Source organism: Streptococcus oralis (assembly GCF_021497945.1).
In the GTDB taxonomy this organism is placed as follows: domain Bacteria; phylum Bacillota; class Bacilli; order Lactobacillales; family Streptococcaceae; genus Streptococcus; species Streptococcus oralis_BR.
Window position 1 is genome coordinate 508,824 of record NZ_CP046524.1, and the last position, 14,094, is coordinate 522,917.

The 14,094-nt window shown below is 41.2% G+C and carries 13 protein-coding genes; all 13 read left to right on the forward strand.

Annotated elements, in window-relative coordinates; genetic code table 11:
- The first annotated feature begins 9 nt into the window (after nucleotides 1-9).
- On the forward strand, nucleotides 10-606 hold the full coding sequence (recR, locus tag GOM47_RS02680) for a recombination mediator RecR (protein ID WP_000966747.1): 597 nt from the start codon (nucleotides 10-12) through the stop codon (nucleotides 604-606).
- Nucleotides 607-771: 165 nt separating this feature from the next.
- The gene (locus GOM47_RS02685; protein ID WP_235080981.1) at nucleotides 772-1,815 is read left to right on the forward strand and encodes a D-alanine--D-alanine ligase; all 1,044 of its coding nucleotides are present in this window, start codon (nucleotides 772-774) and stop codon (nucleotides 1,813-1,815) included.
- An 84-nt stretch (nucleotides 1,816-1,899) separates the two neighbouring features.
- Nucleotides 1,900-3,273 carry a UDP-N-acetylmuramoyl-tripeptide--D-alanyl-D-alanine ligase gene (locus tag GOM47_RS02690; RefSeq protein WP_235080982.1) on the forward strand — a complete coding sequence of 458 codons (1,374 nt, stop codon included), beginning with the start codon at nucleotides 1,900-1,902 and terminating at the stop codon, nucleotides 3,271-3,273.
- The gene (locus GOM47_RS02695) at nucleotides 3,260-3,871 is read left to right on the forward strand and encodes an NUDIX hydrolase N-terminal domain-containing protein (RefSeq protein ID WP_235080983.1); all 612 of its coding nucleotides are present in this window, start codon (nucleotides 3,260-3,262) and stop codon (nucleotides 3,869-3,871) included. Before GOM47_RS02690 ends, GOM47_RS02695 begins: the two co-directional genes overlap by 14 nt.
- A gap of 90 nt (nucleotides 3,872-3,961) precedes the next feature.
- Nucleotides 3,962-4,666: a TIGR02206 family membrane protein gene (locus GOM47_RS02700; protein WP_235080984.1), complete on the forward strand. Its 705-nt coding sequence runs from the start codon at nucleotides 3,962-3,964 to the stop codon at nucleotides 4,664-4,666.
- Nucleotides 4,667-5,077: 411 nt separating this feature from the next.
- Nucleotides 5,078-6,454: a cell division protein FtsA gene (ftsA, locus tag GOM47_RS02705; RefSeq protein ID WP_000196334.1), complete on the forward strand. Its 1,377-nt coding sequence runs from the start codon at nucleotides 5,078-5,080 to the stop codon at nucleotides 6,452-6,454.
- Nucleotides 6,455-6,470: 16 nt separating this feature from the next.
- Nucleotides 6,471-7,727: a cell division protein FtsZ gene (ftsZ, locus tag GOM47_RS02710; protein WP_084976373.1), complete on the forward strand. Its 1,257-nt coding sequence runs from the start codon at nucleotides 6,471-6,473 to the stop codon at nucleotides 7,725-7,727.
- Nucleotides 7,728-7,730: 3 nt separating this feature from the next.
- Nucleotides 7,731-8,402, forward strand: a complete 672-nt coding sequence (locus GOM47_RS02715; RefSeq protein ID WP_235080985.1) for a YggS family pyridoxal phosphate-dependent enzyme — start codon at nucleotides 7,731-7,733, stop codon at nucleotides 8,400-8,402.
- Nucleotides 8,403-8,411: 9 nt separating this feature from the next.
- Entirely contained in the window at nucleotides 8,412-8,945 is a 534-nt protein-coding gene (locus GOM47_RS02720) for a cell division protein SepF (protein WP_000053360.1), read from the forward strand.
- Nucleotides 8,945-9,205: a YggT family protein gene (locus GOM47_RS02725; RefSeq protein ID WP_000576497.1), complete on the forward strand. Its 261-nt coding sequence runs from the start codon at nucleotides 8,945-8,947 to the stop codon at nucleotides 9,203-9,205. Before GOM47_RS02720 ends, GOM47_RS02725 begins: the two co-directional genes overlap by 1 nt.
- The gene (locus GOM47_RS02730; RefSeq protein WP_235080986.1) at nucleotides 9,202-9,993 is read left to right on the forward strand and encodes an RNA-binding protein; all 792 of its coding nucleotides are present in this window, start codon (nucleotides 9,202-9,204) and stop codon (nucleotides 9,991-9,993) included. Before GOM47_RS02725 ends, GOM47_RS02730 begins: the two co-directional genes overlap by 4 nt.
- An 8-nt stretch (nucleotides 9,994-10,001) precedes the next feature.
- Entirely contained in the window at nucleotides 10,002-10,796 is a 795-nt protein-coding gene (locus GOM47_RS02735; RefSeq protein WP_235080987.1) for a DivIVA domain-containing protein, read from the forward strand.
- A gap of 253 nt (nucleotides 10,797-11,049) precedes the next feature.
- The gene (ileS, locus tag GOM47_RS02740; RefSeq protein WP_235080988.1) at nucleotides 11,050-13,842 is read left to right on the forward strand and encodes an isoleucine--tRNA ligase; all 2,793 of its coding nucleotides are present in this window, start codon (nucleotides 11,050-11,052) and stop codon (nucleotides 13,840-13,842) included.
- The last annotated feature ends 252 nt before the right edge of the window (nucleotides 13,843-14,094 follow it).

Here is a 14,094-nt window from a genome sequence, read left to right on the forward strand (position 1 = left end):
AAGGAAGCCATGCTTTACCCAACACCTATAGCCAAGCTGATTGACAGTTATTCTAAACTTCCAGGTATCGGGATTAAGACAGCTACCCGCCTGGCCTTTTATACCATTGGGATGTCGGATGACGATGTCAATGAATTTGCAAAAAATCTCCTTGCAGCCAAGCGAGAATTGACCTATTGCTCTATTTGTGGGCGTTTGACAGATGATGATCCTTGCTCGATCTGTACCGATCCTAGCCGTGACCAGTCTACGATTCTGGTTTTGGAGGATAGCCGAGATGTCGCTGCCATGGAAAATATCCAGGAATATCACGGACTTTACCATGTTTTACACGGTTTGATTTCCCCTATGAATGGGATTAGCCCAGATGACATCAACCTGAAAAGTCTCATGACTCGCCTCATGGATAGTGAAGTTTCTGAGGTCATCGTAGCCACCAATGCAACAGCAGATGGTGAGGCGACCTCCATGTATATCTCTCGGCTACTCAAACCCGCGGGGATTAAGGTTACTCGTCTAGCACGAGGTCTAGCAGTAGGAGCTGATATCGAATATGCGGACGAAGTAACGCTCCTAAGAGCTATTGAAAATCGTACAGAACTTTAGTCTGTAAGGATATAGAACAGGCAATTAACTAGCAGATAAGTTTTCAAGAAATCAAGAGACTGGATTTATTTTTAATCCAGTCTCTTTTGTGCTATTCAAGTTTAAAAAAATAAACAAATGTGATATACTAAAAAGCGAGTATTCTAGTAGAAATAGGACAATCATATGAAACAAACAATTATTCTATTATATGGTGGACGCAGTGCAGAGCGTGAAGTGTCTGTATTGTCAGCTGAGAGTGTCATGCGTGCGGTTAACTATGACCGTTTTGCAGTCAAAACTTTCTTTATCAGCCAGTCTGGTGATTTTATCAAAACCCAAGAATTTACCCAAACTCCTGGCCAAGATGAACGTCTCATGACCAATGAAACGATTGATTGGGACAAGAAAATTGCTCCAAGTGCCATCTACGAAGAAGGCGCAGTTGTTTTTCCAGTTCTTCATGGACCTATGGGAGAAGACGGTTCCGTTCAAGGTTTCCTAGAAGTCTTGAAAATGCCTTATGTCGGTTGCAACATCTTGTCTTCAAGCCTTGCTATGGACAAAATCACGACCAAGCGTGTCTTAGAATCTGTAGGGATTGCCCAAGTACCTTATGTGGCTATCGTTGAAGGTGATGATGTGACTGCTAAAATCGCTGAAGTTGAAGAAAAATTGACTTATCCAGTCTTCACGAAGCCGTCAAACATGGGTTCCAGTGTCGGTATTTCTAAGTCTGAAAACCATGAGGAGCTCCGTCAAGCTTTGGAACTTGCCTTCCAATATGACAGCCGTGTCTTGGTAGAACAAGGAGTGAATGCGCGTGAAATCGAGGTTGGTCTCTTGGGCAACTACGATGTGAAGAGCACGCTTCCTGGTGAAGTGGTCAAGGATGTTGCCTTTTATGACTATGATGCCAAATATATCGATAACAAGATTACCATGGACATCCCAGCTAAGATTAGTGATGATGTAGTAGCTGTCATGCGTCAAAATGCAGAAACTGCCTTCCGTGCGATTGGTGGCCTCGGTCTGTCTCGTTGTGATTTCTTCTATACAGATAAGGGCGAAATTTTCCTAAACGAGCTCAATACCATGCCAGGTTTTACTCAATGGTCTATGTACCCACTGCTTTGGGACAATATGGGAATTAGCTACCCAGAACTAATCGAGCATTTGGTTGACCTTGCTAAGCAAAGTTTTGACAAGCGCGAAGCGCATTTGCTATAAAAATGAAAGAGAGGGTAGAAGCCAGAACTATCACTGCATGGTGACCAGAGTTCTCGGACTTCAACCCTTTTTAAAGGAGTAGAAATGAAATTAACGATCCATGAAGTTGCCCAAGCTGTTGGAGCTAAAAATGATGTTAGTCTTTTTGCGGATGCTCAGTTAGAAAAAGCTGAGTTTGACAGTCGTTTGATTGGGCCAGGTGATTTGTTTGTGCCACTCAAAGGTGTGCGTGATGGTCATGACTTTATCGAAACAGCTTTTGAAAATGGTGCGGCAGTAACCTTGTCTGAGAAGGAAGTAGAAGGTCATCCCTACATTCTAGTAGATGACGTGTTATCTGCTTTTCAAACTCTCGCAGCTTACTATCTTGAAAAAACGGCTGTTGATGTCTTTGCGGTCACAGGTTCAAATGGCAAGACAACGACCAAGGATATGTTGGCGCATTTACTGTCAACAACCTACAAGACCTACAAAACACAAGGCAACTACAATAACGAGATTGGCCTTCCCTACACAGTTCTCCACATGCCTGAAGGGACAGAAAAGTTGGTCTTGGAAATGGGACAGGATCACTTGGGAGATATTCATCTCTTGTCTGAATTGGCCCATCCAAAAATAGCTATCGTGACCTTGGTTGGAGAAGCCCACTTGGCCTTTTTCAAAGACCGTTCTGAGATTGCCAAAGGAAAAATGCAAATTGCAGATGGCATGGCTTCAGGTTCTTTGCTCTTAGCACCAGCTGACCCTATTGTAGAGGACTACTTGCCTACTGATAAAAAGTTGGTTCGTTTTGGGCAAGGGGCAGAGTTGGAAATCACAGACTTGGTTGAACGCAAGGACAGTCTAACCTTTAAAGCTAATTTTTTGGGACAAGCCCTCGATTTGCCAGTGACAGGTAAGTACAATGCCACCAATGCTATGATTGCTGCTTATGTGGCTCTACAAGAAGGAGTTTCAGAAGAGCAAATTCGTCAGGCCTTCCAAAATCTGGAATTGACGCGTAACCGTACTGAGTGGAAGAAAGCAGCCAATGGAGCAGATATTCTGTCTGACGTATACAATGCTAATCCAACAGCTATGAAGCTGATTTTGGAGACATTCTCTGCCATCCCAGCCAACGAAGGAGGCAAGAAAATTGCTGTTCTAGCAGATATGAAGGAACTCGGTGACCAGTCTGTCCAACTCCATAACCAGATGATTTTGAGCCTTTCCCCAGATGTGCTTGATACCGTTATTTTCTACGGGGAAGACATTGCTGAATTGGCTCAACTGGCCAGTCAAATGTTTCCAATCGGCCACGTTTATTACTTCAAAAAAACAGCTGGCGAGGACCAATTTGAAGGCCTTGTCAAGCAGGTTAAGGCAAGCCTTGGTACGAACGACCAAATTCTGCTCAAAGGCTCTAACTCCATGAATCTAGCCAAGTTGGTAGAAAGTTTAGAAAATGAATACAAGTGATTTTACCAAGTATCTGCAAAGAATGCTAGCCATTACGGATACTGGATTAACCTTTACAAAAGATCCTTTTGACCGCGAGCGTTACGAGGACTTGCGAAGTCTGTTATCTGAAATGTTGAATCAGGGATTAGATCTAGATTCAGAAGAAGTGGCAGAAGTCATGAAACCAACTTTCGCTTACGCAACTCCTCTGATGGACGTCCGTGCTTGGATTGTTGAGGATGAAAAAGTATGTTTAGTTAGAGGAAAAGGGGAGGATAGTTGGGCTTTGCCAGGTGGCTTTGGTGAGGTCGGCTATTCTCCAACCGAAAATATTCTCAAGGAAATTGAAGAAGAAACCGGTTTTACAGCAAAAGCTGAAAGGTTACTTGCAGTTTTTGACACCAATCGTTTCCAACTACAGAGCAAACAATATGCAAAGTTTGTCTTTGAATGTAAGCTTCTTGATGGACAATTTCAAGAGAATCAAGAAATTGCTGAGCTTCAATTTTTTGCCATTGACCAATTGCCAGCCTTATCTGAAAAACGCATCACTAAGGACCAAATGGAGATTCTTTGGCAAATTTATAAAGGACAAAGAGAGCAATATCTTGACTAAGGAGATGATTATCGTATTTCTAAATTCATTTTTGTCAAGTAGCATGGTATAATAATATGCAAGAAAATTTTGAACAATGAGGAAAACTAGATGAATTTATGGGATATTTTCTTTACGCCCCAAGCAACAGAGCCACCTAAATTTGACCTTTTTTGGTATGTCAGCCTATTTACGCTCTTAGCTGTAACCTTTTTTACAGCTTATCGTTACCGTGAAAAGAAGACTTGTCAACGATTTTTCCAAATTTTGCAAGCTGCCCAGTTAATCCTTCTTTATGGTTGGTATTGGGTTAATCATATGCCACTGTCAGAAAGCTTACCATTTTATCATTGCCGTATGGCTATGTTTGTGGTGCTTTTACTTCCAGGTCAGTCCAAATATAAGCAGTACTTTGCATTGTTGGGGACATTTGGTACATTAGCAGCTTTTGTTTATCCTGTGCCAGATGCCTATCCTTTCCCACATATTGCTATCTTGTCCTTTATCTTTGGGCATTTAGCTCTCTTGGGAAACTCCCTGATTTATCTATTAAGACAGTATGATGGACGATTGCTAGATGTGAAGCGGATTTTTATCATGACCTTTGCGCTAAATGCCTTGATTTTTGTGGTCAATTTGGTGACAGGCGGAGATTATGGTTTCCTAACAAAACCACCATTAGTCGGAGATCATGGGTTAGTAGCCAACTACTTGATTGTATCTTTTACTTTGTCAGTTGCTATCAGTTTGACAAGGAAAATTTTAGAAGCTTTTTTGGAGCAAGAGGAAGAAAAATTTCTCGTAAAGAAAGTTTAATTTTAAGCTCAGATTGAAGAAAAAGTCCATTTTGGACAATTTTCTTCAATCTTTTTCTTTTACTAGAGAAAGTAAAAAAACTTTTAAAAACAGCATTAGATCAGTATTCCTAAGAGTTTCTGCTATATGGTAATCAATCTTCAAAAGAGAAATTTATTAATTACTGGATAGGATTTGTCTACGTTCTGAAGCTTGATTTTAAGCTTTCTTTTTTCATGAATTCGATTTTTTATAACTTGCCTGGAAAAAAGAAAAGTATAGGAAGAGAAAGTGAAAAAATGGTAAGGAAATTTATGAAAAACTAAGCACGATTGGATTTTTTGTGTTATAATATTTTGTGAATAGCTGTGTCTCGTCACAGTTATTGAAAATAGAAGTGAGAAACTTGGAAGACAGAGAGGACGCAATGTAATGACTAGAGATGGTTTTTTTACAGGCTTAGATATCGGAACTAGCTCCATCAAAGTGCTGGTTGCCGAACATAGAGATGGTGAAGTAAATGTAATTGGCGTTAGCAATGCCAAGAGTAAAGGTGTCAAAGACGGGATTATCGTTGATATTGAGGCTGCTGCTTCAGCAATTAAATCCGCAATTTCTCAGGCAGAAGAGAAGGCAGGAATTTCAATCAAGTCTGTCAATGTTGGTTTACCAGCAAACCTCTTGCAGGTTGAACCAACACAAGGAATGATTCCTGTAACATCAGATACAAAAGAAATTACAGATCAGGATGTTGAAAATGTTGTCAAATCAGCTTTGACAAAGAGCATGACTCCTGACCGTGAAGTGATTACGTTCATTCCTGAAGAGTTTATCGTGGATGGTTTCCAAGGTATTCGTGACCCTCGTGGCATGATGGGGGTGCGTTTGGAAATGCGTGGCTTACTTTACACAGGACCTCGTACCATCCTTCATAACCTTCGTAAAACCGTGGAGCGCGTGGGGATCCATGTTGACAACGTCATCATCTCACCATTAGCGATTGTAAATTCAGTTCTCAATGAGGGAGAACGTGAGTTTGGCGCGACAGTGATTGATATGGGTGGTGGGCAGACTACAGTTGCAACCATTCGCAATCAAGAATTGCAATTTACAAACATTTACCAAGAGGGTGGGGAATATGTCACTAAAGATATTTCCAAGGTCTTAAAAACATCCCAAAAAATCGCGGAAAGTTTAAAACTAAACTATGGTGAAGCTTATGTTCCACTAGCAAGTAACGAGACTTTCCAAGTAGAAGTCATTGGTGAAGTAGAGCCTGTTGAAGTGACAGAAAGCTACTTGGCAGAAATTATTTCAGCACGTATTAAACATATTTTTGATCAAATTAAACAGGAGTTAGACAGAAGACACTTGTTGGATCTACCAGGTGGTATCGTTCTGATTGGCGGAAATGCGATTTTACCAGGAGTTGTCGAATTGGCGCAAGAAGTGTTTGGTGTTCGAGTGAAACTCTATGTGCCAAATCAAGTGGGAATTCGCAACCCTGCTTTTGCACATGTAATCAGCTTGTCTGAGTTTGCAGGTAAATTGACAGAAGTGAATCTTCTGGCTCAAAAGGCAGTCAGAGGAGATGAATTCCTTCGCCAAAAACCAATTAATTTTGGTGTTTCAAATCAAAGTGTGACACCGATTATACAATCAACTCCAGTGCAACCAGCTACTGCAGCAACTGAAATCACACCTGACAGTGGCCTTGCTCCAAGAGACGAATTCCAAGCAAGTTCTCAAGATAAACCGAAATTAACAGACCGTTTCCGCAGCTTGATCGGAAGCATGTTTGATGAATAAAAGAGGAAAAGAAATTATGACATTTTCATTTGATACAGCAGCTGCTCAAGGTGCAGTTATTAAAGTAATTGGTGTCGGTGGAGGCGGTGGTAATGCTATTAACCGCATGATCGACGAAGGTGTTTCAGGCGTAGAATTCATTGCAGCGAACACAGACGTACAAGCCTTAAGTAGTACAAAAGCTGAAACAGTTATCCAACTCGGACCAAAGTTGACTCGTGGTTTGGGTGCTGGAGGTCGACCTGAGGTTGGTCGTAAGGCTGCTGAAGAAAGCGAAGAAGCATTGACAGCAGCGATTAGCGGTGCAGACATGGTCTTTATCACTGCTGGTATGGGTGGTGGATCTGGTACAGGAGCTGCCCCTGTTATTGCACGTATTGCTAAAGATTTAGGTGCCCTTACAGTAGGTGTTGTGACACGTCCTTTTGGATTTGAAGGAAGCAAACGTGGTCAGTACGCTGTAGAAGGAATCAACGAACTTCGTGAACATGTAGATACCCTATTGATCATTTCAAACAACAACTTGCTTGAAATTGTTGATAAGAAGACACCGCTTCTTGAAGCTCTTAGTGAAGCAGATAACGTCCTTCGCCAAGGTGTTCAAGGGATTACAGACTTGATTACCAATCCTGGTTTGATCAACCTTGACTTTGCTGACGTGAAAACGGTTATGGCAAACAAAGGGAATGCCCTCATGGGTATCGGTATTGGTAGTGGAGAAGAGCGTGTCGTTGAAGCGGCTCGTAAAGCGATTTACTCACCACTTCTTGAAACAACCATTGACGGTGCTGAAGATGTCATTGTCAACGTTACTGGTGGTCTTGATTTGACCTTGATTGAAGCAGAAGAAGCTTCTGAAATCGTCAATCAAGCAGCAGGTCAAGGAGTGAATATCTGGCTTGGAACCTCTATTGACGAAAGCATGAAAGATGAAATTCGTGTAACAGTTGTAGCGACTGGTGTTCGTCAAGAACGTGTAGAAAAAGTTGTTGGTTCTTCAGTAAAACAAGCGGCTCGTCGTGAAGCTTCAAGACAACCGCACCCTCAAAATTTTGATCGTCATTTTGACCTAGAAGATACAGCAGAATTACCAAAACAAAGCCAACGACGCTTTGAAACAAGTCAATCTTCTGCTTTTGGTGATTGGGACTTGCGTCGTGAATCAATCGTTCGTCAAACTGATTCAGTCGTATCACCTGTAGAACGTTTCGAAGCACCGACTTATCAGGACGAAGATGAGTTGGACACACCTCCATTCTTCAAGAATCGTTAATCAATGGATTTGAAAAAAAATACAGAGTTCGTTTTTCAGCAGGTCGCTGAAGCTAGCCTAGAAGCCAATCGTGATCCAGCTTCTGTTTCAATTATTGCAGTGACAAAATATGTAGATGTACAAACAGCGGAAGCCTTGCTTCCACTTGGCATCCATCATATCGGTGAAAATCGAGTTGATAAATTTTTAGAAAAATATCAGGCCTTGAAAGATTACCCAGCCACTTGGCATTTAATAGGAACACTACAGAGACGGAAAGTAAAAGAAGTAATCCCATATGTGGATTACTTTCATGCTTTAGATTCCTTAAAGTTAGCGCAGGAGATTCAAAAGAGAACAGATCATGTCATCAAGTGTTTCCTACAGGTCAATATTTCAGGAGAAGAAAGCAAGCACGGTTTTTCAAAAGAAGAATTACTAGAACTTTTGCCAGACTTGGTCCAGCTAGATCAGATTGAGTATGTTGGTTTGATGACCATGGCTCCTTTTGAGGCAGATTCTGATGAATTGAAACAAATTTTCAAGAAAACTCAGGAACTGCAAGCAGAAATTAGAGAAAAACAAATTCCTAATATGCCGATGACAGAGTTGAGCATGGGGATGAGTCGTGACTATAAGGAAGCGATTCAATTTGGTTCAACCTTTGTTCGAATTGGCACAGCATTTTTTAAATAGGAGAGATCTATGTCTTTAAAAGATAGATTTGATAAATTTATAGATTATTTTACAGAAGATGGGGAAGAAACAACTGCGACTTATCAACCTCAGGATGAACAGATGATTGCTTCATCGAGTTCAGCTTCTAAAGAACTGCCAGCGCAGTTTCAATCAACCACTTCAAAAGATGCCAACATCACTCGCTTACATGCTCGCCAACAAGAATTGGCTATGCAAAGTCATCGTACAGATGAAAAAGTAACGATTGATGTTCGTTATCCTAGAAAATATGAGGATGCAACAGAGATTGTGGATTTATTGGCTGGAAATGAAAGTATCTTGATTGACTTCCAGTACATGACAGAGGTTCAGGCTCGTCGTTGTCTAGACTATCTGGACGGTGCCCGTCATGTTTTGGCAGGTAATCTGAAAAAAGTTGCGAGTACAATGTATTTGTTGACACCAGTCAATGTGGTTGTGAATATTGAAGATATCAAGTTGCCTGATGACTCTCAAAGTGCAGAATTTGGTTTTGATATTAAACGAAGTAGAGCGAAATAATGATTTTTCTGATTCGTCTAATCCAAAATGCAGTGAATATCTATTCCCTGCTTTTGTTAATCTATGCACTCCTCTCTTGGTTTCCAAATTCTTATGGTAGTTCACTAGAACGTTTACTGGAAAAGCTGATTAGACCGATTGTTGATCCACTTCGTCGTTTACCTTTACAATTTGGAGGTTTGGATTTATCCATTTGGCTAGCAATCCTAATCGTCCGTTTTTTGGGTGACAGCTTGATTCGTTTCTTGTTGATACTATGATGACAAATAAAGCGATTTACCAGCACTTTTCTCTTGATGATGCTCCCTTTATTGATAAGGGATTAGAGTGGATCAAGCGGGTGGAAGATACTTATACTCCGGTCCTCACTGCTTTTGTCAACCCGCATCAGGAACAGATATTGAGGGTTTTGGCTGGGACCTATGAACTGGGCTGTGTGAGTAGCGGAGAATATGTCCATACAGAATTTGTCCGTGTCCTTCTGTATCCAGACTATTTCCGTCCGACACTGTCAGATTTTGAAATGGCATTGCTAGAGATCCGTTATCCAAGTAGGTTTGAACAGCTAACACATGCAAAGATTTTGGGGACAATCATCAATCAACTAGGAATTGACCGTAAGCTCTTTGGTGATATCTTGGTAGATGAAAAGAGAGCACAGATTTTTGTCAATCGTGATTTTATCCCTCTGTTTCAGGACGGGATACAAAAGATTGCCAGACTACCTGTGTCGCTGGAGGAATGTCCTTTCACCGATAAAATCATATCTGAAATCAATTATCAAGAACAAGAGATTTTGATTTCCAGTTTTCGATTGGATGCCCTCTTATCAAGTGCCTTGAAATTATCTAGAAATCAAACCAGTCAACTGATTGAGAAAAAATCTGTCCAAGTAAACTATCATCTGGTTGAAAAATCTGATTACCAGGTTGCCGTTGGAGATTTGATCAGTGTGAGAAAGTTTGGTCGTCTAAAAGTTGTCAAAGACAATGGACAGACAAAAAAAGACAAGATAAAATTAAGCATTCAATTATTATTAAGTAAGTGAGGAAAAGTATGCCAATTACATCGTTAGAAATTAAAGATAAAACCTTTGGTACAAGATTTAGAGGTTTTGATCCAGAAGAAGTAGATGAATTTCTTGATATCGTTGTTCGTGACTATGAAGATTTGGTTCGTAGTAATCACGACAAAGAGAGACACATCAAGAGTTTGGAAGAACGTTTGTCTTACTTTGATGAGATGAAAGATTCCTTGAGTCAGTCAGTTTTGATTGCTCAAGATACTGCGGAGCGTGTCAAACAGGCTGCTCAAGAACGTTCGAACAATATTATTCAACAAGCTGAACAAGACGCTCAGCGTTTGCTAGAAGAAGCAAAATACAAGGCAAATGAAATTCTCCGTCAGGCAACAGATAACGCTAAGAAAGTGGCTGTTGAGACAGAAGAGTTGAAGAACAAGAGTCGTGTATTTCATCAACGTCTCAAATCTACGATTGAGAGTCAATTGGCTATTGTTGAGTCATCAGATTGGGAGGACATTCTTCGCCCAACAGCAACGTATCTTCAAACAAGCGATGAAGCCTTTAAAGAAGTGGTGGGTGAAGTTCTTGGTGAAACTATTCCTTCACAACCTGAGGAAGAGCCAATTGATATGACTCGTCAATTCACACCAGAAGAGGTTGCTGAGTTGCAAGCTCGTATCGAGGCTGGAAATAAAGAATTGGCTGAGTTTGAAGCTCAACAAAATCAACATACAGATGAAAGTGAACAACATAAAGAGTCAGTTGACGTAGAAACTACTGTAGCAACTGATGAAGTTGCAAATAAAGAATCTGTTCTTATCCTATAAAAGTAAATGTGAGAACAAAATCTAACCAACTATATTTTCAGCGAGTAGGAGATGGTGTGAGTCCTGCAATCCCTAGCGGTCAGATTATCCTCTCAAGCAATCCAGTCTGAAAGCAGTAAGGCTGGACGTTGCCCACGTTACGGGAAAAGAGGGGAAAAGACAAAGTCTTTTTCCGAACAAAGGTGGTACCACGATTTTCGTCCTTTTTAGCGATTCGTGGTTTTTAATTTGTCTATATAATAAAGGAGATATAATGAAACTCAAAGATACCCTAAATCTTGGAAAAACTGAATTTCCAATGCGTGCTGGACTTCCTACTAAAGAACCGCTATGGCAAAAAGAGTGGGACGAAGCGAAACTTTACCAACGTCGTCAAGAATTGAACCAAGGAAAACCGCATTTCACCTTACATGATGGTCCTCCGTATGCAAACGGAAATATCCACGTTGGACACGCTATGAACAAGATTTCCAAAGATATCATTGTTCGTTCTAAGTCTATGTCAGGTTTTTATGCACCTTATATCCCAGGTTGGGACACTCATGGTTTGCCAATCGAGCAAGTCTTGGCAAAACAAGGTGTTAAACGTAAAGAAATGGACTTGGTTGAGTACTTGAAACTCTGCCGTGAATACGCTCTTTCTCAAGTAGATAAACAACGGGATGACTTCAAACGTTTGGGTGTTTCTGGGGACTGGGAAAATCCTTATGTAACCTTGACTCCTGACTATGAAGCAGCCCAAATCCGTGTCTTCGGTGAAATGGCTAAAAAAGGCTATATCTATCGTGGTGCCAAGCCAGTTTACTGGTCATGGTCTTCTGAGTCAGCCCTTGCAGAAGCGGAAATTGAATACCATGACTTGATTTCAACTTCCCTTTACTATGCTAACCGTGTCAAAGACGGAAAAGGTGTCCTAGATACTGATACTTACATCGTTGTTTGGACAACAACTCCATTTACCATCACTGCTTCTCGTGGTTTGACAGTTGGAGCAGATATTGATTATGTGGTTGTTCAACCATCTGGTGAAGATCGTAAGTTTGTGGTTGCTTCAGAATTGTTGAACAGTTTGTCTGAAAAATTTGGCTGGGCTGATGTTCAGGTCTTGGCAACCTACCGTGGTCAAGAATTGAATAAAATCGTGACTGCTCACCCATGGGATGCAGCTGTAGATGAGTTGGTAATCCTTGGTGACCACGTTACGACTGACTCTGGTACTGGTATTGTCCATACAGCCCCTGGTTTTGGTGAGGACGACTACAATGTCGGTGTTGCCAATGGCTTGGAAGTGTTTGTTACTGTCAATGAACGCGGGATTATGATGGAAAATGCTGGTCCTGAATTTGCAGGTCAATTCTATGACAAGGTTGTTCCGACTGTTATCGAAAAACTGGGTGATTTGCTCCTTGCTCAAGAAGAAATCTCCCACTCATACCCATTTGACTGGCGTACCAAGAAACCAATCATCTGGCGTGCAGTGCCACAATGGTTTGCATCTGTATCAAAATTCCGCCAAGAAATCTTGGACGAAATTGAAAAAGTGAAATTCCACTCAGAATGGGGTAAAGTGCGTCTTTACAACATGATCCGTGACCGTGGCGACTGGGTTATCTCTCGTCAACGTGCTTGGGGAGTCCCACTTCCTATCTTCTATGCTGAAGATGGCACACCAATCATGACAGCTGAAACCATTGAGCACGTGGCTCAACTCTTTGAGGAACACGGGTCTATTATCTGGTGGGAACGTGATGCCAAAGACCTCTTGCCAGAAGGATTTACCCATCCAGGTTCACCAAATGGCGAGTTCAAAAAAGAAACAGACATCATGGACGTATGGTTTGACTCAGGTTCGTCATGGAATGGAGTAGTGGTCAACCGTCCAGAACTCAAATACCCAGCAGACCTTTACCTTGAAGGTTCTGACCAATACCGTGGTTGGTTCAACTCATCACTTATCACATCTGTTGCCAACCATGGCGTAGCGCCATACAAACAAATCTTGTCACAAGGATTTGCCCTTGATGGTAAAGGTGAAAAGATGTCCAAATCCCTTGGAAATACCATTGCTCCAAGTGATGTGGAAAAACAATTTGGTGCGGAAATCTTGCGTCTCTGGGTAACCAGTGTAGACTCAAGCAACGACGTACGGATCTCTATGGATATCTTGAGCCAAGTCTCTGAAACTTACCGTAAAATCCGTAACACTCTTCGTTTCTTGATTGCTAACACTTCTGACTTTAATCCAGCTCAGGACGCAGTCGCTTACGATGAACTACGTTCCGTTGATAAGTACATGACCATCCGCTTTAACCAACTTGTGAAAACGATTCGTGATGCTTATGCCAACTTTGAATTCTTGACAATCTATAAGGCCTTGGTAAACTTTATCAACGTTGACTTGTCAGCCTTCTACCTTGACTTTGCCAAAGATGTTGTCTACATTGAAGGTGCCAAATCACTTGAACGTCGTCAAATGCAGACTGTCTTCTATGACATTCTTGTCAAAATCACCAAACTCTTGACACCAATCCTTCCTCACACTGCGGAAGAAATCTGGTCATATCTTGAGTCTGAAGCTGAAGACTTCGTCCAATTGTCAGAATTGCCAGAAGCGGAAACTTTTGCTAACCAAGAAGAAATCTTGGATACCTGGGCTGCCTTCATGGACTTCCGTGGACAAGCTCAAAAAGCCTTGGAAGAAGCGCGTAATGCCAAAGTAATCGGTAAATCACTTGAAGCTCACTTGACAGTTTATCCAAACGAAGTTGTGAAAACTTTACTCGAAGCAGTAAACAGCAATGTAGCTCAACTTTTGATTGTGTCTGAATTGACCATCGCAGAAGGACCAGCTCCAGAAGCTGCCGTTAGCTTCGAAGATGTAGCCTTCACTGTTGAACGCGCTGCAGGTGAAGTATGTGACCGTTGCCGTCGTATCGACCCAACAACAGCAGAACGAAACTATCATGCAGTCATCTGTGACCACTGTGCGAGCATCGTAGAAGAAAACTTTGCGGATGCAGTCGCAGAAGGATTTGAAGCGAAATAAGGTTGAAAAGTCTAGGGAAAACTTAATTTGAGAAGAAAAGACAACTAATCTTATAGTCTATAAAACGCATTGTATCAAGTTTTTGAACACCTGATATGATGCGTTTTTATAATGTTAGAACTTTCCTCTTGTTTCAATTAACTCTATTATATATCGAAATGAAATAAAAACTAAACAAATTGGTTGGGAAATTCAAACCAATTTCTAAAAATGTTTTAGAAATCTCATTGTACTATTCTAGATTCAATCTGC

What these genes read in the sequence shown, in the direction of transcription:
- recR (WP_000966747.1), top strand. Translation starts at nt 10, where the DNA reads ATGCTTTACCCAACACCTATAGCCAAGCTGATTGACAGTTATTCTAAA.
- GOM47_RS02685 (WP_235080981.1), top strand. Translation starts at nt 772, where the DNA reads ATGAAACAAACAATTATTCTATTATATGGTGGACGCAGTGCAGAGCGT.
- GOM47_RS02690 (WP_235080982.1), top strand. Translation starts at nt 1,900, where the DNA reads ATGAAATTAACGATCCATGAAGTTGCCCAAGCTGTTGGAGCTAAAAAT.
- GOM47_RS02695 (WP_235080983.1), top strand. Translation starts at nt 3,260, where the DNA reads ATGAATACAAGTGATTTTACCAAGTATCTGCAAAGAATGCTAGCCATT.
- GOM47_RS02700 (WP_235080984.1), top strand. Translation starts at nt 3,962, where the DNA reads ATGAATTTATGGGATATTTTCTTTACGCCCCAAGCAACAGAGCCACCT.
- ftsA (WP_000196334.1), top strand. Translation starts at nt 5,078, where the DNA reads ATGACTAGAGATGGTTTTTTTACAGGCTTAGATATCGGAACTAGCTCC.
- ftsZ (WP_084976373.1), top strand. Translation starts at nt 6,471, where the DNA reads ATGACATTTTCATTTGATACAGCAGCTGCTCAAGGTGCAGTTATTAAA.
- GOM47_RS02715 (WP_235080985.1), top strand. Translation starts at nt 7,731, where the DNA reads ATGGATTTGAAAAAAAATACAGAGTTCGTTTTTCAGCAGGTCGCTGAA.
- GOM47_RS02720 (WP_000053360.1), top strand. Translation starts at nt 8,412, where the DNA reads ATGTCTTTAAAAGATAGATTTGATAAATTTATAGATTATTTTACAGAA.
- GOM47_RS02725 (WP_000576497.1), top strand. Translation starts at nt 8,945, where the DNA reads ATGATTTTTCTGATTCGTCTAATCCAAAATGCAGTGAATATCTATTCC.
- GOM47_RS02730 (WP_235080986.1), top strand. Translation starts at nt 9,202, where the DNA reads ATGATGACAAATAAAGCGATTTACCAGCACTTTTCTCTTGATGATGCT.
- GOM47_RS02735 (WP_235080987.1), top strand. Translation starts at nt 10,002, where the DNA reads ATGCCAATTACATCGTTAGAAATTAAAGATAAAACCTTTGGTACAAGA.
- ileS (WP_235080988.1), top strand. Translation starts at nt 11,050, where the DNA reads ATGAAACTCAAAGATACCCTAAATCTTGGAAAAACTGAATTTCCAATG.